The sequence below is a fragment of the Leadbetterella sp. DM7 genome (assembly GCF_040829825.2).
Lineage (GTDB): Bacteria > Bacteroidota > Bacteroidia > Cytophagales > Spirosomataceae > Leadbetterella.
In genome coordinates, this window is the sequence record NZ_JBFOLH020000004.1 from 317,473 (window position 1) to 336,937 (window position 19,465).

The window sequence follows — 19,465 nt, forward strand, 5'->3', positions numbered from 1 at the left end:
GGTTATAATACTATATGGAAATTACAATTGCAGATAAACTGGTAAGTTTGTTAGAACTCCAGGAGATAGATTCCCGGTTAGATCAGCTGAAAAAGCTTCGCGGAGACCTTCCGGAAGAAGTGAAAGACCTGGAAGATGAGGTGATTGGCTTTGAAACCCGGGTGAAAAAGTACGAGGCGGAGATAGAAGGCTACAGAACGGAGATCGAAAACCACATTGAGAATAAAAGAGAAGCAGACAAGCTGATCCTGAAATACAAGGACCAGCAGATGAATGTCCGGAACAACCGGGAATTCGATGCCATTTCTAAAGAGCTGGAACTACAGGAGCTGGAAATTCAGCTTTCCGATAAAAGGATCCGGGAAGCAGAATTCAGGATTGCCCAGAAGCTGGCGGATATTGAGCAGACAAACGAAATGAAAGCAAAGCGTGTGGCTATCCTTGAACAGAAGCGCACCGAGCTGGAAAAGCTGATCAACGAAAGCCAGGAAGAAGAAGATAAACTGATCCGTCAATCGGAAAAGCAGGCTAAAAAAGTAGATGAGCGCCTGTTGAAGGCGTATCACCGGATCCGTTCGGGAGCTAAAAACGGTCTGGCCGTAGTAGCGGTAGACCGGGGTGCCTGCGGAGGCTGCTTTAACGTGGTACCGCCGCAACGGCAGGCCGATATCATGGAAAAACAAAAAATTATTATCTGTGAGCACTGCGGGCGTATCCTGGCAGATGCTGACATGATCAAAGTACACCGGAAGAAAAAATAAGAGGTCTTTTGACCTCTTTTTTTTAGTTCCGGGTTGAGAGTTCCGAGTGGTGCTGACCGCCCCGGAATCTCGGAACCCGGAACTCTCAACCCGGAACTATTTACTCTCATGCTCCGTTCCCAGAAACTCACCTACTCCTACGGCGATACCTTTTCTTTGAAACCGGTTTCTCTCCGGCTGAACCACGGGGAGATTACGGGCATTATCGGGCATAGCGGCTCGGGCAAGTCCACCCTGCTGCACCTGCTGGCCGGATTGAAAGAACCGGCGTCAGGCCAGATCCTCCTTAACGGTGAGCCCATTCTTACCCCTTCGAAAAAGCTGGTGCCCGGTCATGAGAAGATCAAGCTGGTTACCCAGCAAAATACGCTGTTCCCGCATATCAACATTGCCGAAAACATTGCCTATGAGCTGCGTTATTATGAGAAAGGCTACCAGAAGACAAGGGTAAATGCCCTGGCACGGGCCTTAAATCTCCGGCCTTTGCTGGGTAAGCTGCCGCGGGAGCTTTCGGGCGGGGAGATTCAGCGGGTGATGATTGCCCGGGCGCTGGCCGACGAGCCCCTGGTGCTGCTGCTGGATGAGCCCATGGCTAACCTCGACAGGATCCATAAAAAGAAAATCATGCTCAGCCTGGCAGAAGTGGTCAGACAGGAGCAGATTGCCTGTGCCATGGTGACACACGATATTTATGATGCTTTTGGTATGGCCGGTCGCCTGGTGATCATGGATCGCGGCCGGATCCTGCAGAACGCCACCTCGGAAGACATATATTTCCGGCCCCGGAACCGCTACGTGGCCGAGCTCACCGGTGAAGTGAATGAATGGGAGGCCGGGCATTTTTTCAGACCGGAGGCCGTTGTTTTTTCACCGGAAGGCCCCTGGGAGGGAACCGTAAGGGCCGTAGTATTCCAGGGAAGCCATTACGATATCGTGCTGGACACCGCAAACGGCCCGGTCAGCGCACGCTCGGAAGAGCGGCTCGAAAACGGGAAGAGGTATACGTTCGGTATACGCTCATTCATCCACTTTGATTAAAATAGAATTGTGGTTGCGGCCGTAGCCGTTGTAATCCAGGCCATAGCCCAGTACAAACTGGTTTTCAATCTCGAAGCCCACATAATCAATCTGCACGGGAACCACCATGGCAGAAGGTTTGTGCAAAAGGGTGGCCACCTCTACAGAAGCCGGGTTCCTTTCGCCAATGGTACGCAGAATATAGTCCAGCGTACGCCCGGTATCTACAATATCTTCGAGGATCACCACGTGGCGCCCTTCCAGCGACTGGTTGAGACCGATCAGCTCTTTTATTTTTTCGGTTGAAGATGTGTTGAGGTAAGAATTGATCTTCAGGAAGCTGACCTCGCAGGGAATGTTCACATGTTTGAAAATATCTGCAATAAACATGAATGAGCCGTTCAGGATACCCAGGAACAAAGGATCTTTGCCCTCATATTTCAGGTTCAGCTCAGAGGCTATGGCTTTCACCCTTTCCTGTATTCTTTCTTCACTAATGTATTCTTTAAATCTGAGGTCCAGAACTTCAATCATTGCAGAGAATTTTACGCAAAAATAGAAATAATAATTGACCCGGAGGCATGAAAAAGTACCCGCAGCGTATAAATTTTATAAGCTGCGCTTCGTTATGTAATTTTGTGGCGTCTGTGAACCAAAACATACCTTGAAAAAGCTCATATTCCTGTTTCTCCTTACTTCGTTGTTTCATCTTACTTCTGCGCAATCGGTTCCTTATGTGAGGGGCGACAAGGGGCCGGATATGAATAAGATCCTGACAGACCGGGGCATCCAGATCAGCACCACCGAAGCCTTTAACCTCATGTACGATTTCCGGTTTGATGAGGCCGCCCGCGAGTTCAAGTGGCTGAAGGTGGAGTTTCCCGAACACCCTATCGGCGACTTCCTGCTGGGCCTCAATGAATGGTGGCGGATTGTGCCTGACACCAAGCAGACACGCTACGACGAGGGCTGCCATCTCTACATGGATGAAGCCATAGACAAGGCGGAAAAGATGCTGAAAAAGAACAGGAACAACAAGGAAGCCATGTTCTTTCTATGTGCCTCCTACGCCATTAAAGGGCGTTTGTATGCCGAGCGTGAGAAATGGGTGAAGTCGGCCTGGGCCGGCAAGAAGGCCATCAAATACCTCGACGACAGCCGGGGTGAGGAGAACATTAACCCGGAATTGCTTTTTGGTGACGGGGTGTACAATTACTACTCCAAATGGATTCACGAGAACTACAGGTCGCTAAGGCCTATTCTTACTTTTTTCCGGAAGGGCGACAAGGAGCAGGGCATCCGGCAGCTGGAATACGTGGCCAATAATGCCTTCTATTCGCGTATGGAGGCCCGTTATTTCCTGGTACAGATTTATGCGATGGAAAAGCAACCGGGAAAATCACTGATGATGGCGGCCCAGATGCACAGCATGTACCCGCACAATTCTTTTTTCCACCGTTTCGTGGCCCGGAATTCGTTTGCCCTGGGGCGGCTGAACGAAGCCGAAGTGTATGCTAAAGAGCTCCTGACCCAGGTAGAAGAAAAAAAATACGGTTACGGCGCCAATGACGGCCGCTACGGCGCGTATATCCTGGGGTATATTTACCTGAACAAATACCGGGATACTCAGGAAGCCAGGCGCTATTACGAGGAAAGCATCCGGTTTGCGCTGGAAAACGACTCCAAAGAAACGGGCTACTACGCCGGTGCCAACCTGGCGCTGGGAAAAATAGCATTAGCGGAAAAAGACTACCAGCAGGCCGTAAAATACCTGGGTGAAGCCATGAAAAACTCCGATAAAAAATCATCAACCTATAAAGAAGCAAAAGAAGAGCTGGAAACGATGACAAAAGCGCTGAAAGCGGCCCGGAAGAAATCAGGGAACCGGTAAAACCTTGCTGCTTTTGAAGGTAGACAGGATCACCATGGTTTGTGTGCTGGCCACCACTTCAATCTCGTTGATGGTCTCCATGATGAGGGTCTGGTAAGAGGCGATATCTTTGGCAATAACCTTCAGCAGGAAATCGCATGAACCGGTCACGTGGTGGCACTCAATAATTTCCGGTACCTTTTCAATAACCTTTACAAAGGTTTCGGTGATTGATTTTTTATGGCCCGAAAGAGTAACCTGTACAAAAGTCATTACCCCGAGACCTACTTTCTGGCGATCAAGCTGGGCGTGATAGCTTTCGATGATCCCGGCGTTTTCCAGCTTCTTTACACGCTCTAAGGTAGGGGCCGGCGATAAGCCGATTTCTTTGGAAAGTTGTGCATTGGTGATCTTCCCGTTGCTCTGGAGAATCTCCAATAACTTCCGATCAATCTGATCAAGTTTTACTGATGCCATTATATATTGTTAAGTATATGAGAAGTCAAAAGAATATTTGGTACAAAGATATAATATTTTAGAATAATTTTAAAGTAAAATACATCGGTAAAAATTAATTTTACTTTTAAAACATTTACAATTTTCAGGAGGTATCGCTTCAGAGCAGCTCTGCAGAGGGATCCCAGAAGTGTTCGCTGAAGTTCACGACCTGGTCGCCTGCAATTTGCAGCCCTTCTTTTTCGAGGTCTTCCTGCATTTTCTGAGGAGGGGAGAAGTGCATTTTACCGGTCAGCACGCCGTTACGGTTGACCACCCGGTGGGCGGGTACGGCGTCATCGCCTTTTACCGAATTCATGGCCCAGCCTACTATGCGCGGAGAGGTTCCGAGGTACCGGGCTATGGCACCGTAGCTGCTTACTTTTCCCGGGGGAATAAGCCTGACCACTTCATATACTTCGTCAAACCTTTCCATGCTCTATTTCCCGGGTGAGCTGATCGTACCATTCTTCACCGTATGCCCGGATAAGCGGTTCTTTCAGAAACCTGTAAACTTCAACGCCCAGCTGCTCGCCCAATGTGCAGGCATCGGAGCAGATGCTCCACCGGTCGTAATTCAGGGCATGGAAATTTTCATATTTGGTAATGCGGATGGGGTAGAGGTGGCAGGAAATGGGTTTTTTGAAGTCGGTTTTCCCTTCCAGGTAGGCCTGTTCTATGCCGCATTTCAGGATTCCCCTTTCGTCGTAAAAAGCATAGGCGCATTCGCGGTCATCAATGGTGGTGGTAGAGTAATCTCCCTCCCAGTCCATAATGTATTTCCCCTGTTCTTCAATGGCCGCTATCCCTTCCGGGGTGAGGTAAGGTTTCACGCTCTCGTAAATCTCTTCCAGCACAGGCAATTCCGATTCCTCCAGCGGTGCGCCGAGGTCACCTTCCACGCAGCAGGCCCCTTTACATTTCTCCAGGTTACACACAAAAAATTTGTCTGCAATATCGTCGCTTACGCAGGTATCGTCAATCAGGATCATTTCTTTACAATTATTTTTTTGCCGGCCATCAGGTTGTTGCTTTTCATGTTATTCCAGGCTTTCAGGTCTTCCACGGTAACGCCGTAACTGTTAGCGATACTGAATAACGTTTCCCCGGCTTTTACCGTATGGTAGCGTACTTCCTGTACGGGAGCAGGACTACCGCCGCTTTTTACCCGGAGCTTCTGGCCGCTATGGATCGAATTGCCTGAAATTCCGTTCAGGTCTCTCAGCTCGTTCACCGTTAAACCGTAACGATTGGCAATGCTGAAGAGGGTTTCTCCCCGTTGTACGGTATGCGTACTCACCGGGTTAGCGGGTACAGCAGCCGGTGTTGCGGGCAGAACGGTGCTTCCGCCGGGTACAATAAGGGTAGTTCCCGATTTGAGGGTTTCAGAAGGCTGCATCCGGTTAAGGCGGCGCAGCTCATCTACCGTGATACCGTAGCGGTTGGCAATGCTGAACAGGGTTTCACCCCGTTTCACGGCATGCTTACCGGTTGCAGCAGGCGATACTTTTTCGGTAGTTACCTTCTTTTCTGCCGGTGCCGTTTCTACGGGTGCTGTTTCTACCGGGATCTTCACCGCCGGTGTTTCTCTGGCTGGCGGTACCGTAGCCGGCGGAGTTTCTTTGCGGGCCGGTGGCATGAGCACGGGCTTAGCTTCTTTTTGCTCGTCTTCTACCCAGTCGTCTTCCGGTTCAGAAGAGTAAGGAACCAGCAGGCGCTGGTTGTATTTAATGCCTTCAGACGGCCCCAGGTGGTTGAGCTCTCTCAGCTTTTCTACGGTGGTTCCGTATTTTTTGGCCAGCGAGAACAGGGTCTCGTTTTCAAGCACACGATGAGTAATATACTGCGTGGTGGATGCCGTATCGGTATCCGGCTCCTGGGCAATTGCCGTGGTCAGCGCACTTTCTTTCGGCTCGGTGGTGAATATTTCAGGCGGTGCTACCAGGTTCTTGTTGTACTGCACAGGTGTTTTCCGCGGACGTTTCTTCTGCAGCCAGAGTATTCTTCCGCGAAGAACCTCTTCGCCTTCGCTGATGCGGTTAAATTTCTTCAGGTTTTTCAGGCGCATTCCGTATATGTGCGCTACCTCCCACAGGTCCTGGCGGTCTGAGAGGGTATGGTACGGAACCGGCCCTTTTTTATGTTTCTTCTGCAGGTAATACACCGTGCCCTCTTTCACCATGTCGCGGTCGGTCATGTCGTTGTACGACAAAAACTTGAAGATGCTTATTTTACCTTTCCGGGCCAGCTGGGCTACTTCATCGCCGGGTTGGGCAAGAATTCCGCGTTTGTCGTTGATTTCGTAGAATACCGGCTGATCGGTTGAGGTAACCACCAGGGTCTGGCGTTTCAGTTTCGGGTAGCCGATTGAAATATAATCCGTTTTGGCCAGGTCTTTGGCGTGTACGGCTATTTGTCCTGCATAAGCCCTGTCGGTTTTTACCAGGACAATATAGTCTTTATCGGTAGGAACGATCGATGCGGTCAGCCAGGGATTGTTCTGGAGGATCTCGCTCTCCGGCAGGCTGACTTCTTCGGCTATTTCGCTTATTTTTTTCCCTTTGGCCGGGTATTCCACCAGGGTTTTGGTGGTAGGAGGTATCTGCTTGAGCCGGTGGCTGTAGGCCAGCTTGTGGGCAATGGCCTTAATCAGGTAGGGATGCTGGGTTTTCTCCAGCTTCACTTCGCTGGCAAATGACCATTCCACGGGTACCAGGTCAGCGGCGCCACCGGCTCCCACGGTATACGAGAGAGTGGTAGAGAGCCAGTTTTTGAAAATCTGGTTATTCTTTTTGAGGTACCGGGCGGCTGCCTGGGTAGACAGGTGCAGGTTCTTCCGGTCATCCTGGGAGCCGGAGAGGGTCAGGCCCATTTCACGGGCGGTAAAATCTTTAAATTGCCAGAAGCCTACGGCCTGGGTAGGAGAAACGGCGTTGGCGTTCAGGTCGCTTTCCAGAACCGCCAGGTATTTCATATCGTCCGGCACATTCTCTGCTTCCAGGATTTTTTCTATAATCGGAAAATACAACTGCATCCGTTCCAGCTTCTCGTTCAGGTAGCTGCTTTGCGGGGTAAGCAGGCGTTGCACCTCTGCGTTGATCTTTTGCCGTGAATCAGAGTTCAGGAGGATCTGCACGTTGGCAAACTCTACTTTCAGCGGGGTTTCAGGCAGGGTCTGAGCGATTCCCGGCAAGGCTGCCAGGAGAAACAAACAGGCGAGTAATTTTTTTTTCATCGTATTATTTTATTTTAAGAGAGACAAACAAGCCGTCTCTTACAGGTAAAAGCACTTTTTCTGTTCGGTTATCCTGCGCCAGGTAATCGTTAAATTCCCGGAGCAATTGTGTGGTGGCATCGTTTTTCGTTTCGTCGGTGATTTTTCCCGACCAAAGCACGTTATCGGAAAGGATCACCCCGCCAACATTTACTTTGTCGATGATCAGCTTATAGTAATTCAGGTAATTGAGCTTATCGGCATCAATAAAAACTAAATCAAAGTTAATATCTAAACGGGGAATAATCTCCAGTGCGGGGCCAATAATTAATTCAATATCGGCAGTTTTGCCGGCCATTTCAATATTCCGGCGTATCCTGTCTTCCAGCTCTTCGTCTGCCTCCAGGGTATAAAGTCTGCCGCCGGGCTGCAATCCCTCGGCCAGGCACAGGGCTGAATACCCTGTAAAGGTACCGATTTCCAGGATATTGCGGGGTCTTACCAGCCGGGAAATGAGTGAAAGGAGGCGCCCCTGGAAGTGCCCCGAAAGCATGCGGGGCTTCAGCAGGTTGGCGTGCGTATCCCGGTTAACAGCTGCCAGCACATCCGGCTCAGGACCGGTGTGCGCAAGGCAGTATTCTTCGGCTCTCGGGTCAGTGATGTTCATGATCCGTCAAATATACATAAGAAAAGCGGTTGACGGAAGAGAGGAAAGCAGTTAAAAGTGAAAAACTAAAAGTTAAAAGTGAAAAGTTTCGGTACATTCAGTCAGTAATTTAAATTGAAAGAATGTTCCACAACTTTTCACTTTTAACTTTTAGTTTTTCACTTACTTACAGCGACCTCTTCAGCTCCCTGATTTCAAAGCTTTCGATAATGTCTCCGATCTGGATATCGTTGAATTTATGAATACTGATACCGCATTCGTAACCGGCTCTTACTTCAGATACATCGTCTTTGAAACGTTTCAGCTGGGCAATATCTCCCTCGTGGATCACGATACCCTCGCGGATGATCCGTACCTTGTTGTTCCGTTTCACGTAACCGTCTGTTACATAGCTACCGGCAATGGTACCCACTTTGCTGATTTTAAAGACTTCGCGCACTTCGATATTACCGGTAACCACTTCTTCTTCTTTCGGTGCCAGCAGCCCTTCCATCGCATCTTTCACCTCGTTAATGGCGTCGTAAATGATAGAGTACAGGCGGATCTCGATCTGCTCGTTCTCGGCAATACGTTTGGCATTGTTCGAAGGCCTTACCTGGAAGCCAACCACAATAGCATCTGCAGCAGAAGCCAGGGTAACGTCAGATTCGGAGATCTGACCCACTCCTTTGTGGATGATGTTCACCTGCACCTCGTCAGTAGACAGCTTCAGCAGGGAGTCGGCCAGGGCTTCCACCGAGCCGTCCACGTCACCTTTGATGATGATATTAAGCTCTTTAAAGGTACCGATCGCCTTCCTCCGGCCAATTTCATCCAGGGTAATGTGTTTCTTGGCCCGGATGCTCATTTCGCGGTTCAGCTGTTCCCGTTTGTTGGCAATCTCGCGCGCTTCACGCTCAGAGTCCATCACGTTGAACTTGTCACCGGCCTGTGGCGCGCCCGGTAAACCGAGGATCTGCACGGGAATGGAAGGCCCGGCTTCTTTGATCCGTGCACCCAGGTCGTCAACCATGGCCCTTACCCTTCCGAAATACTGGCCTGCCAACAGGATATCACCTACTTTCAGGGTACCGTTTTCTACCAGGATGGTGGACACATAACCCCGGCCTTTATCAAGCGAAGCTTCAATGACCGTACCGGTGGCATTCCGGTTGGGGTTGGCTTTCAGCTCAAGGAGCTCGGCTTCCAGCAATACTTTGTCGAGCAGGTCGTCAATCCCCAGGCCCGACTTGGCCGATACTTCCTGTTCCTGGAACTTACCGCCCCAGCTTTCCACCAGTATGTTTTCCTTGGCCAGGTCTTCCCGGATTTTATCGGGATTGGCGTTCGGCTTGTCAATCTTGTTCAGGGCAAATACGATAGGCACGCCTGCGTTCTGCGCGTGGTTGATGGCCTCCCGTGTCTGGGGCATCACGCTGTCGTCAGCAGAAATCACGATGATCACCACGTCGGTTACCTTCGCACCCCGGGCCCGCATGGCGGTAAAGGCCTCGTGACCGGGTGTATCGAGGAAGGTAATGGATTTCCCCTTGTTCGGGCCGTCTTTGATGGTCACTGAGTAGGCACCGATGTGCTGGGTGATCCCCCCGGCTTCTCCCGAGGCCACTTTGGCTCTCCGGATATAGTCGAGGAGGGAGGTTTTACCGTGGTCAACGTGTCCCATAATGGTCACGATAGGCGCACGGGGCTCCAGGTCCTCTTCGGCGTCCACTTCCTGGTGGGCGTCGAAAGAAACTTCTTCCTCGGCCGATATGAACTCCACTTCGTAGTTGAATTCGAGGGCCACCATTTGGATGGTTTCGGCGTCGAGGCGCTGGTTGATCGAGGCAAAAATACCCATCCGCATACAGGCGGCGATCACCTCGTTTACGGAAACGTTCATCAGTGAAGCCAGCTCCGAGGCCGAGATGTACTCGGTTACCCGCAGGATACCGCTTTCTTCCAGCTCGCGCTGATCGCGGGCATCCTGGGCTTCGGCCCGGCTACGCCGTTTTTCTTTCCGGTATTTGGCACCAAAGTCGTTCCCCTTGCTGTGCATACGGGAAAGCGTATTCTTGATGCTGTCTTTAACGTCGCTGTCAGAGACAAACTCTCTTCTTTCGCGCTTATCTTTTTTACCGCCTTTGTTGTTGTTGCTATTGTTGTTGTTGGAAGCAGGCTTGTCATTGGAGGTTTTCTGGGCAGGTTTTGCCGGCTGGTCTCCTTTGGCTTTGAAATTTTCAAAAGTAGATTTTGAAGAAGTGTCGCCCACTTTTTCTCCGCCTACAATCACCCGTTTTCTCTTCCTCTTTTGCTTCTGATCTTCTTTCGAAGGCTTTTTCTCTACCGGCAGTTCAATTTTACCCAAAACCACCAGTCCCTGCAGCCTGTCGCCCTGGGCTTTGATCAGCTCAGATTCTTTGGGCGGCTCGGGTTTCTTCCTGGGCTCTTCCGGCTTCACTTCGGGGGCTTTCACCTCCGGTGCTTTTATTTCGGGGGCCTTCACTTCGGGTGCAGGCTCTTCTGCCGGTTTTTCAGGAACCTGTACGGGCTCTTCTTTGGCTACTACCGGCGGGGGTACTTCTTCTGCAACCGGCGGCGCTTTCACTTCGGGTGCCGGTTGTTCTATAACCGGTTTCTCAGGCTCTTTTGCCGGCTCTTCTTCTTTCACCGGTTCAGGTGCCTGCTCTTCCAGCGGCTGTATCTTCACCTCCCCGCGGGCGTTCAGATCAATCTTGCCCAGTACTTTAGGGCCGGTCAAAACGGTTTCGATCTTAACGACCTCGGGCTCTTCCTGTTTGGGCTCCTCCCGGAAATACAGGATGTCAGCGTCATTTTTTTCAGGTACCCGGGTCTCACTTGCCGGAGCAGGGGTTTCTCCCAACAGCTCGGGAGCATCCAGTTCCCGGGCCAGTATCTCCAGCTGGTCAAATGCAAGTTTGGCGTTAGGATTATTGTCAATACGATGCCCGGTTGAGCCTAAAATCTCAATTACTTTGGCTATGCCCACATTCAGTTTTTTAGCTGCCTGGCTAAGTCGCATCATTTTTTCTTCTGCCATATAATTTTCTGAATAATTTTAAATAGTTATTGATTTTTGTGTGGACCCGGCCTGTGTTCTTATTCGAATTCCTTCTTCAGGATATCGAATACTTCTTCGATCGTCTCCTCCTCCAGAGGGGTTCTTCTCACCAGGTCTTCTTTCGGTACATTCAGAACAGACTTGGCGGTATCGAGGCCGATTTTACGGAATTCGAGGAGTATCCACTCTTCTATCTCATCCGTAAATTCCATCAGATCCACGTCTTCTTCCTCAACCACACCGTCAATATCACGGAATACGTCGATTTCGAGCCCGATCAGCTTACTGGCCAGCTTGATGTTCAGTCCGCCCTTACCGATGGCCAGTGAAACCTGGTCGGGTTTTAAAAATACCGATACCCTTTCGGCGGATTCATCAAACCTTACGTTACTGATTTTAGCAGGACTCAGTGCTCTGGAGATCAGGAGATGAATATTGTCCGTCCACTGGATCACGTCAATATTTTCATTTTCCAGCTCACGAACGATGGAATGGATACGGGAACCCTTCATACCAACACATGCTCCCACCGGGTCAATCCTGTCATCAAACGATTCAACCGCCACTTTGGCCCTTTCCCCTGGTTCTCTAACAATTTTTCGTATAGAAATAATTCCATCCTGGATCTCGGGAATCTCCAGCTCAAACAATCTTTCCAGGAAAACCGGTGATGTTCTGGAAAGGGTAAGCTTGGGATTTCCGTTGTGAATTTCTACCTTGTGGATGATGGCGCGGATACTGGACCCTTTCTTGAAGCGGTCTTTCGGGATCTGTTCTCCTTTGGGTAGGGAGAGCTCGTTTCCTTCTTCATCCATACAAATCACCTCGCGGCTGAGAATCTGGTACACTTCTACGGTAACCAGCTCACCCACCTGGTCTTTGTACTGGTCATACAACATTTCCTTTTCCAGGTCTTTTACTTTCTGGATAAGGGTCTGGCGGGCCGTCTGAACGATCCGTCTGCCGAAATCTTCAATTTTCACGGATTCTGCCACTTCTTCACCGATCTCAAAGTCAGGCTCGATCTTTTGTGCTTCTGACAGCGGAATTTTATCGTGATCCCAGATATCTTCCGAGTTATCGTCAACAATTTCCCGCTTCCTCCACATTTCCAGGTCACCGCTTTCGGGGTTCAGGATAATATCAAAGTTATGATCTTCCCCGTAAGCTTTACGGATCATGGTCCTGAGCACATCTTCCAGGATGGCGATCATGGTAGGCCGGTCTATGTTCTTTTCTCGTGCAAACTCCGCGAACGATTCAATTAAATCTCCACTTGACATACGTGTATTTCGTTTTATTTGAATGAAATGATGACTTTCGCCTCCCGGATCTCCTCCAGGGGCAGCGTCACCGCTTCGGGTTTTATTTTCTTTTTGGCTTCGGGCTCAATGACCACTGTGCCGTTATTTACTTCTGTCAGCTTTCCTTTGATCTCGCTGCCGTCGGTTTTCGTGATCCGGAGGCTCCTGCCGATATTCTTCACATACTGGCGCTCAAATTTCAGGGGGCTGTCGGCGCCCGGCGAAGAAACTTCCAGGGTGAAGGCATCGTCAATGATCTCCTCCAGGCGGTTGCCCAGCTCACGACTGAAAGCGGTACACTCATCAATGGTAATTCCCGTATCCGAATCCAGGAAAACGGTAACTTTCCGTTTGATCTTCGAATCAGATACCACAATATCAACCACATAGTAGTCGGTTTCGGCGATCTGCCCGTCCACCAGCCTGATAACAGTTTCTTTCAGTGACATGTATTAATCAAAAAAGGAGGTTTCCACCCCCTCCGCTCCTTGTAAATTTTATGCAAAAATACACCTTTTATTTTATTTTTTCAGGTCTCGCCCTAAAATATTCATTCACAGGCTTACGTTCCTGCTAAAAATGAAGCCACCGGGCAGAATAAATAAGCTGATATAAGCGCAATCTATCAATTAACTTATTTAATTTGTGGGATGGTCCATGATGCTGAATGATGTTTTTAAGAGCGGTAGCCGACTTTATTCGAAAGTTTTTCTTTCTGATCAATATCCTGTTCGCATTGTATTCCCTGCTGGTTTACCAGCTGGTGTTCTCTGCTAACATTCAGCACTGGATAGGCGGCTTCCTGATGCTCTCGTTCCCGCTGGTGCTGCTCGGAAATCTTTTTTTTGTGGTGGTATGGGCTTTGGGGCGGTCAGCCAAAGCGCTGCTCTCGCTTGTGCTTCTTTTTATGACCTGGTCTATTAAAGACCGGACCTTCAGATTCGGTTTTGGGGAAAAACAGGAAGGCCGGGTAGATTTTTCACTCCTGAGCTATAATATCATGTATGCCGATTTCGGAAATTACCGGAAAGGCCATGCCGGGAAAGATACGAAGGGTATTTCGGAGTCAGTGGTGTCTATCCCGGCCGACATCAAGTGTTTCCAGGAATTTTACAACGACGAAAGTACTTATGAGTTTGACCTGATCCGGAGAACGGCAGGCAAAAACCCGTATTACGTGTACATGCATTCGGAAAAGGGTAACGACCGCGGAGAAGGAACCATAGGCCTGGCCACTTTCAGCCGGTATCCCATTATCCGGAAGGAGGAAATGTACTGGCCCACCAATAATAACGGCTTGCTGTCGACCGATATCGTGGTGAACGGCGACACCATACGGGTGATCAATTTCCAGTTAAAATCAATGGGGATACGGGTCAATAAAATGTTTGACAACCGCCACAAGCTCAATAAGAAAGAAACCCGTACCGTACTCAGCCAGCTGAAGAACGGGTTTTCTGACCGGGGAAACGAGGTAGGTGTCCTGGAGACCTGGATCAGCCGCAGTCCTTACCCGGTTATCGTAGCCGGAGACCTGAATGAGCTGCCTTACGGGTATGCTTACGGCAAGCTTAGGCGGTTGCTGCATAACGGCTTTGAAGAAGCCGGTACGGGCTTCGGGTTTACGTATCGTAAGATCCTGAGCTTTCTCCGCATCGATAACCAGTTTTTTGACCCGCAGGGCTTCCGCATTATCCGGTTCAATACGCTGAACCAGTACAAATATTCCGATCATTACCCGGTGTATGGGGAATATGAGATAGTTTCGGGTAGATAGTTCCGAGTGGATAGTTCCGGGTAGATAGTTTCGGGTAGATAGTTCCGAGTGGATAGTTTCGAGTGGAGGTGACAATGGCGCAACGGCTCCGCTTGTTGGGAGATTTGGTTATAATCCCGCAAAATACGCCTCCAGCTCTTCCAGCTCTTCTTCAAATGAACCGCTCAGTATAGGGAAACGGCACCAGCTTCTGGGATCCAGGTTATAGGAATCCAGGTGAAAACCCGGCGCATACCGCTCTCTTTTCCACTGGTTCCGGCTCCACAGGGTGAAAAAACGCCTGACCCAGTGGTAGAGGTCTTCCCGGCGGTAGCCCGTTTCCGATTCTTCCAGCAGGCGGAAGCACTCCAGGGGCGATTTCTTGTCGCGGATACCCAGTTGCTCGATCCGGTTCAGAACGGGGTAGGGCATAAGGTCTTTTTCATCGGTCTGGGTCTTCTCTTTCGGGCGTAGCTCGGCCGTAGGTTGCAGGGCATTTACATACTGCAATCCCTCCATCCGGATGTGCCGGCCTTTCACTTCGCAGCCGGTTTTCTCCAGCCAGATCAGCCATTCTCTCAGCCAGGCTTTATCGATGCCTGAAACGGGAGCAATGCTGCCCGCCGTGTCGCCGTCCATGGTACAGTACCCCACGGCTGCTTCCGAGCGGTTAGAGGTGGTAAGAAGCAGGTGATTGCTCAGATTGGCCAGCAGCCATACGCCCGGGGCGCGAACCCGCGCCTGGATATTCTGCAGGGGGATATCGTCGGTTTCCCAGCTGAGCGGCCGGCCGATCTTTTCCCCGATGAGGTCGGTATACGCATTTACCAGCGCATCAATGTCTACCCGGAGAAATTCGGCTCCGCAGTCTTCGGCCAGCGCCCTGGCCGAGTTCAGGGTATCTTCCGAGCTGTTGCGGGTTCCCTGGTAAAGGGTGGTGATGAGCAGGCGGCTTATGTCTGCGATGGTTCTGCACCCGTTTATGCCCGGAATATACGACAGCTTTTGCCGGAAAGCCTCCAGCCCGATGCTTTCATCGGCCAGGCGGATCATCAGGGCGCACAGGGCCGTACAGGCGGAAGAGTCGGCCCCGCCGGAGAGCGAAACGGTAAAGCCGTAAGAGCGTGATTTCCGCAGGTAGTCAAAAAGCCCCAGGCTTACCGCCCGGGCAAATTCTTCTTCTTTCAGATGTCCGCCCTTTTCAAAATTTTCAAGGATATTTCCCGTCACCTGGGGCTCAAACGAAGTCTCAGGGCGGAAAGAAGAAACTACGGTAAGGGTATCGTCTGCAAATGAAGATTTGATTTTGGATTGCTCGATCCGGTTCTTTTCAATATCTGCCAGGGCTGTGGTCAGCGTGTGATCGGCATAGCTGAAGCGGTCGCTCGAGGCCAGGAGCTCACCTCCGGAGCTGATCATGGCATCGCCGTCAAAAATCAGCCGCCCCGATTCATTGCCCAGCAGGTTGGTGTAAACATAGGCGCAGGCAAACGCGCGCGAGGCATCGGTGACCAGCTGTGCACGGGTCTGAAATTTGCTGAAGGTAAACGGACTGGCGCTGGGATTGAGAATAATATCGGCACCGCGGGCAAACAGGCGGGGGCCGGGGCGATCAGCCACCCAGGCATCTTCACAGATTTCCACACCCACTTTTATGCCCGAAATATCAAACAGGAGATCGCCGGCAGGGTAGGCCGTACCGTCGACCTGTACAATGGCCGACTGCCCTGCTTTCCAGCGGTGAAACCAGCGGTCTTCGTAGAAGACCCCGTAATTGGGCAGGTGCTGCTTGCAGACAAACCCCAGGATCTGCCGGTTGGCTACCACTGCCACCGTATTGTACGTTTTGTTTTGTATGCGCAGGGGCAGCCCCAGGCAGGTGACCAGTCCTGACGTTTCGGCCACCAGCATCTGAAGGGTATCCAGGCTCCGTTTCAGAACGTCCGGCGAATAAAAGGCATCCTCGCAGCCGTAACCTGTTATGGCCAGCTCGGGCAGGCAAAGAACCTGCACCCCGTTCTGCCGGGCATTTTCTATGGCTTCCGTGATGCGTTTCCGGTTTCCTTTCCAGTCGAGGGGAGTCTGGTTAAGTGCGGCGGCTCCTACTTTTAGCATTGCAAACGTATATTTGAGCCCAAAGTTAAACAAAAAAAGAGAAGCCTGCGCTTCTCTTTTTTGTTTCTTGCGGTTGCCGTGATCAGGAACGGATCCTGATTTTCTGGCCTACTACCACGTTATTTCCTTTCAGGTTATTCCATTTCTTGATGTCGTTTACGGTTACGCCTTCGTACCGTTGAGAAATGTTCCAGAGCGTATCGCCGCGTCTTACGGTATAGAAAGCAGGCTCTTTCACGTTCTCGGATGATTTTTTAGCCACCAGGCTATTGGCTTTAACCTTCTCGTTTTTGTCTACATATACGGTCAGTGACTCACCGGCAAGTACTTTGGAAGAAGATTTCCCGTTCCATTTCTTGATGTCGCTGACGGTTACATCGTACCTATCGGCTATTTTGTTCATGACCTCACCGCGTTTTACCTTGTGAATTTTCTTCACTTTGCGGGTTACATTTACATAGTCGTCATCCGGGGCGGTAGCGGCAGCCACACTATGCCGGACGGCCACCGGTCTGCCGATCACAATGGCACCGCCTTCTTCCACCACCGCTTCTGCCGGAGCCGGAGCAGAGGAAGATGAAGAAGCCAGTACGGCTTCTGCCGGTTCGGTACCTATGCCGATAGAAAAGGTCTTGCTGGCCGAGTCGAGTATGGTAGCCCGGTTCTCGTTAAAGTAAGCCACCGATGCTGCCGGTAAGGCTATCTCATACCCGTAACGGGTCTGGGGTAGTACTGTAGCTTTCAGGTGAGGGTTATACTGCTGGATCTCCTCCAGGGTATTGTTGGTCAGCGCAGCCAGGACTTTCAGGTCTACATCGGTATCGATATAAATATTTTCAAGCGCAGGGCTGATGTTCTGCTTTTCAGGAATAATGCCGTGATCCTGTCCGAAGTTCATCAGGTAGGCCAGGGCTATGAACTGGGGTACATAATGCCGTGTATCTTTCGGAATATGCGGGTGAAGATCCCAGTAGTTGGTCAGCCCTGTTTTTTTCATGGCCCGGCTGATCCTTCCCTGTCCGGTATTGTAAGAAGCCAGCGCCAGGTCCCAGTCGTTGAACATGCGGTTCAGGAACTTCAGGTAGCGGCAGGCTGCATCGGTCGATTTCTGGGGGTGCATGCGCTCATCTACATACTGGTTGATAGACAGGCCGTACTCTTTGCCGGTGAACGACATGAACTGCCACAAACCTACTGCCTTTGCCCTGGATACTGCCTTCGGGTTAAGACCTGATTCCAGGATGGCCAGGTACTTTAATTCTTCCGGCATGTCATTTTCCTTCAGTATTTTTTCAAAAACCGGGAAATAGACCGACATCTCTTCCATCATGGTCTTGGTGAAATTGGGCCTTCTCTGGGTAAAGTAATTCAGCCAGTATTCCACGCTTTCGTTATAGACCATCGGCATGGTCTTTTCAATAGACTTTAAACGGGCTTTGATAATTTCAGGATCCAGAACCGTGATGGTGTAAGGAACATGGTCCCGCTCATCCATCACCTCTACCTGGTACGGGTAGGAAATTTTAACTTCTTCGACGGGTTGCGACTCAACAGACTCTTCATTCACCCCTTCATTAATCTGACCACTTACACTAAAACCAAATCCAACAACCGCAGAAAAGGTCAAAAATAATTTTGAGAATTTCATAATGTTTCTAAGAGTTTTCAGCATGCCAATACAATATTCCGGAAAGCTACGCTCCAAATTTAATAAAAAGAATCAGTAAAAAAATAAAACACACCATAAAAACTGTTTTTTAAGGTGTTTATTCTATACTCTTTGCGAAATTTAATAAATCTTTTTCGCCAAATGCCCGGCCCAGCACCTGGAAGCCGAAGGGCAGGCCTTCGCGGTTTTTACCGTTAGGCACTGAAACGGCGGGCAGGCCGGCCACGTTGGCGTGCACGGTAAATACATCGGCCAGGTATGACTCCATGGCGTTTTGCGTTTTCTTCCCCAGGTCAAAAGCCGGGGTAGGCGTGGTAGGCGATACCAGGAAGTCAACCTCTTCGAGAAACTTCGCGGTTTTTTTCATGATAACGGTGCGAACCCGCTGGGCACGGGTGTAATACGCATCGTAATAATCGGCGCTTAATATAAAGGTACCGAGCATGATGCGCCGCTTTACTTCTTTCCCGAAGCCTTCTCCCCGGCTTTTCCGGTAGAGATCGTCGAGGTTCCGGGCATCTGCGGTCCTGTACCCGTAGCGTATGCCGTCATAGCGCGCCAGGTTGGAAGAGGCTTCTGCCATGGTGAGCGTATAGTAAACCGGTAAGAGGTATTTCAGCTCGGGAAAGTTCAGCGCTGTGACCTGGTGGCCCTGTTTTTTCAGCTCTTCCAGCCGGGCCAGGGTGGCATCACGTACCTCCGGGTCGAGACCGGGAGAATCCAGGGCGTCTTTAAAATAACCTATCCTGGAGGCACGGGGCGCTTCAGCGAAAGAGGCGTATGCTTCTACGGGCAAAGAAGCTGCCGTACTGTCATACTCATCTTTGCCGGCCATGACCTCCAGCAGGAGGGCAGCGTCAGTCACCGAGCGGGTGATGGGGCCGATGCAGTCAAAAGACGAGGCGTATGCGGCCAGTCCCCAGCGCGAGATCCGCCCGTAAGTAGGCTTCAGGCCCACGGTTCCGCAGAAAGCGGAAGGCTGGCGTACCGATCCGCCGGTATCTGAGCCAATAGAGGCATGGCACAGGCCGGCGCTGACAGCCACGGCACTGGCGCCCGAAGAGCCGCCCGGCACTTTTTTCTCGTTGAGGTAATTCAGGGTAGGCCCAAACGCCGATTTCTCGTTGGAAGAACCCATGCCAAACTCGTCGCAGTTCTGCCGGCCAATGATAATGGCATCTTCATCCAGGAGGCGCTGAACAGCGGTAGCGGAAAATTGGGAAATGAAGCCGTCAAGAATCCGGGAACCGCATTGTATCCCGTGATCTTTATAGGCAATAATGTCTTTGAGCCCGATGACCATGCCGGCCAGCTTACCGGCCGTACCGTTCCTGAGCTTTGCAGAGACCTGCTGCGCACGCTGCCGGGCCTCGTCGGCATACACGTCGAGGAAAACATTCAGATGCTTCAGCGATTCGATTCTTTCGAGGAAGTGCTCTACGGTTTCAGCCAGGTCACTTTGTCCGGATATAAGTTGATTTCTGAAAGAGGGATAATCAGAATACTGCACCTTTCTTTGGGGGTTTAAAACAAAAA

16 protein-coding genes are annotated in these 19,465 nt (G+C 50.6%); 4 read left to right on the plus strand and 12 right to left on the minus strand.

The genetic code is table 11. The annotated features are described in order from the left end of the window. Nucleotides 1-14: 14 nt before the first annotated feature. A complete protein-coding gene (locus AB2U10_RS06945; RefSeq protein ID WP_367913625.1) occupies nucleotides 15-761 on the plus strand; it encodes a zinc ribbon domain-containing protein in 747 nt (248 codons plus the stop codon). Between the two features lie 108 nt (nucleotides 762-869). Next, nucleotides 870-1,799, plus strand: a complete 930-nt coding sequence (locus AB2U10_RS06950; protein WP_367913626.1) for an ABC transporter ATP-binding protein — start codon at nucleotides 870-872, stop codon at nucleotides 1,797-1,799. Here AB2U10_RS06950 and hpt read toward each other — a convergent pair. Further along, complete coding sequence (gene hpt / locus AB2U10_RS06955; protein WP_367913627.1) at nucleotides 1,779-2,312, minus strand: hypoxanthine phosphoribosyltransferase; 534 nt, start codon at nucleotides 2,310-2,312, stop codon at nucleotides 1,779-1,781. The genes AB2U10_RS06950 and hpt overlap by 21 nt on opposite strands. A gap of 130 nt (nucleotides 2,313-2,442) precedes the next feature. On the opposite strand from hpt, the gene AB2U10_RS06960 reads away from it, so the two are divergent. Next, nucleotides 2,443-3,669, plus strand: coding sequence for a tetratricopeptide repeat protein (locus AB2U10_RS06960; RefSeq protein WP_367913628.1), 1,227 nt, complete (start codon nucleotides 2,443-2,445; stop codon nucleotides 3,667-3,669). On the opposite strand, the gene AB2U10_RS06965 is transcribed toward AB2U10_RS06960, so the two are convergent. The 8 genes from AB2U10_RS06965 to rimP form a co-directional block, all read right to left on the minus strand. Continuing rightward, on the minus strand, nucleotides 3,655-4,125 hold the full coding sequence (locus AB2U10_RS06965; protein ID WP_367913629.1) for an Lrp/AsnC family transcriptional regulator: 471 nt from the start codon (nucleotides 4,123-4,125) through the stop codon (nucleotides 3,655-3,657). The genes AB2U10_RS06960 and AB2U10_RS06965 overlap by 15 nt on opposite strands. 139 nt (nucleotides 4,126-4,264) lie before the next feature. Continuing rightward, nucleotides 4,265-4,579: an MGMT family protein gene (locus tag AB2U10_RS06970; protein ID WP_367913630.1), complete on the minus strand. Its 315-nt coding sequence runs from the start codon at nucleotides 4,577-4,579 to the stop codon at nucleotides 4,265-4,267. Then, nucleotides 4,566-5,135: a DUF3109 family protein gene (locus AB2U10_RS06975; RefSeq protein ID WP_367913631.1), complete on the minus strand. Its 570-nt coding sequence runs from the start codon at nucleotides 5,133-5,135 to the stop codon at nucleotides 4,566-4,568. The genes AB2U10_RS06970 and AB2U10_RS06975 overlap by 14 nt, the downstream gene beginning before the upstream one ends. Beyond that, a complete protein-coding gene (locus tag AB2U10_RS06980; RefSeq protein ID WP_367913632.1) occupies nucleotides 5,132-7,378 on the minus strand; it encodes a LysM peptidoglycan-binding domain-containing protein in 2,247 nt (748 codons plus the stop codon). The genes AB2U10_RS06975 and AB2U10_RS06980 overlap by 4 nt, the downstream gene beginning before the upstream one ends. Nucleotides 7,379-7,382: 4 nt before the next feature. Then, complete coding sequence (locus AB2U10_RS06985; RefSeq protein ID WP_367913633.1) at nucleotides 7,383-8,024, minus strand: O-methyltransferase; 642 nt, start codon at nucleotides 8,022-8,024, stop codon at nucleotides 7,383-7,385. Between the two features lie 166 nt (nucleotides 8,025-8,190). After that, nucleotides 8,191-11,064: a translation initiation factor IF-2 gene (gene infB, locus AB2U10_RS06990; protein ID WP_367913634.1), complete on the minus strand. Its 2,874-nt coding sequence runs from the start codon at nucleotides 11,062-11,064 to the stop codon at nucleotides 8,191-8,193. Between the two features lie 59 nt (nucleotides 11,065-11,123). Beyond that, the gene (gene nusA / locus AB2U10_RS06995; RefSeq protein WP_367913635.1) at nucleotides 11,124-12,368 is read right to left on the minus strand and encodes a transcription termination factor NusA; all 1,245 of its coding nucleotides are present in this window, start codon (nucleotides 12,366-12,368) and stop codon (nucleotides 11,124-11,126) included. A gap of 14 nt (nucleotides 12,369-12,382) precedes the next feature. Then, nucleotides 12,383-12,838: a ribosome maturation factor RimP gene (gene rimP / locus AB2U10_RS07000; protein ID WP_367913636.1), complete on the minus strand. Its 456-nt coding sequence runs from the start codon at nucleotides 12,836-12,838 to the stop codon at nucleotides 12,383-12,385. A gap of 218 nt (nucleotides 12,839-13,056) precedes the next feature. On the opposite strand from rimP, the gene AB2U10_RS07005 reads away from it, so the two are divergent. Next, nucleotides 13,057-14,166 (plus strand): endonuclease/exonuclease/phosphatase family protein, encoded by a 1,110-nt coding sequence (locus AB2U10_RS07005; protein WP_367913637.1) that lies wholly within the window; start codon nucleotides 13,057-13,059, stop codon nucleotides 14,164-14,166. A gap of 108 nt (nucleotides 14,167-14,274) precedes the next feature. Here AB2U10_RS07005 and nadE read toward each other — a convergent pair whose 3' ends face one another. The 3 genes from nadE to gatA all read right to left on the minus strand — a co-directional run bounded on the left by nadE (nucleotide 14,275) and on the right by gatA (nucleotide 19,439). After that, nucleotides 14,275-16,260 carry an NAD(+) synthase gene (gene nadE, locus AB2U10_RS07010; RefSeq protein ID WP_367913638.1) on the minus strand — a complete coding sequence of 662 codons (1,986 nt, stop codon included), beginning with the start codon at nucleotides 16,258-16,260 and terminating at the stop codon, nucleotides 14,275-14,277. An 82-nt stretch (nucleotides 16,261-16,342) separates the two neighbouring features. Further along, nucleotides 16,343-17,908: a lytic transglycosylase domain-containing protein gene (locus tag AB2U10_RS07015; protein WP_367913639.1), complete on the minus strand. Its 1,566-nt coding sequence runs from the start codon at nucleotides 17,906-17,908 to the stop codon at nucleotides 16,343-16,345. Between the two features lie 118 nt (nucleotides 17,909-18,026). After that, on the minus strand, nucleotides 18,027-19,439 hold the full coding sequence (gatA, locus tag AB2U10_RS07020) for an Asp-tRNA(Asn)/Glu-tRNA(Gln) amidotransferase subunit GatA (RefSeq protein WP_367913640.1): 1,413 nt from the start codon (nucleotides 19,437-19,439) through the stop codon (nucleotides 18,027-18,029). Nucleotides 19,440-19,465: the final 26 nt, after the last annotated feature.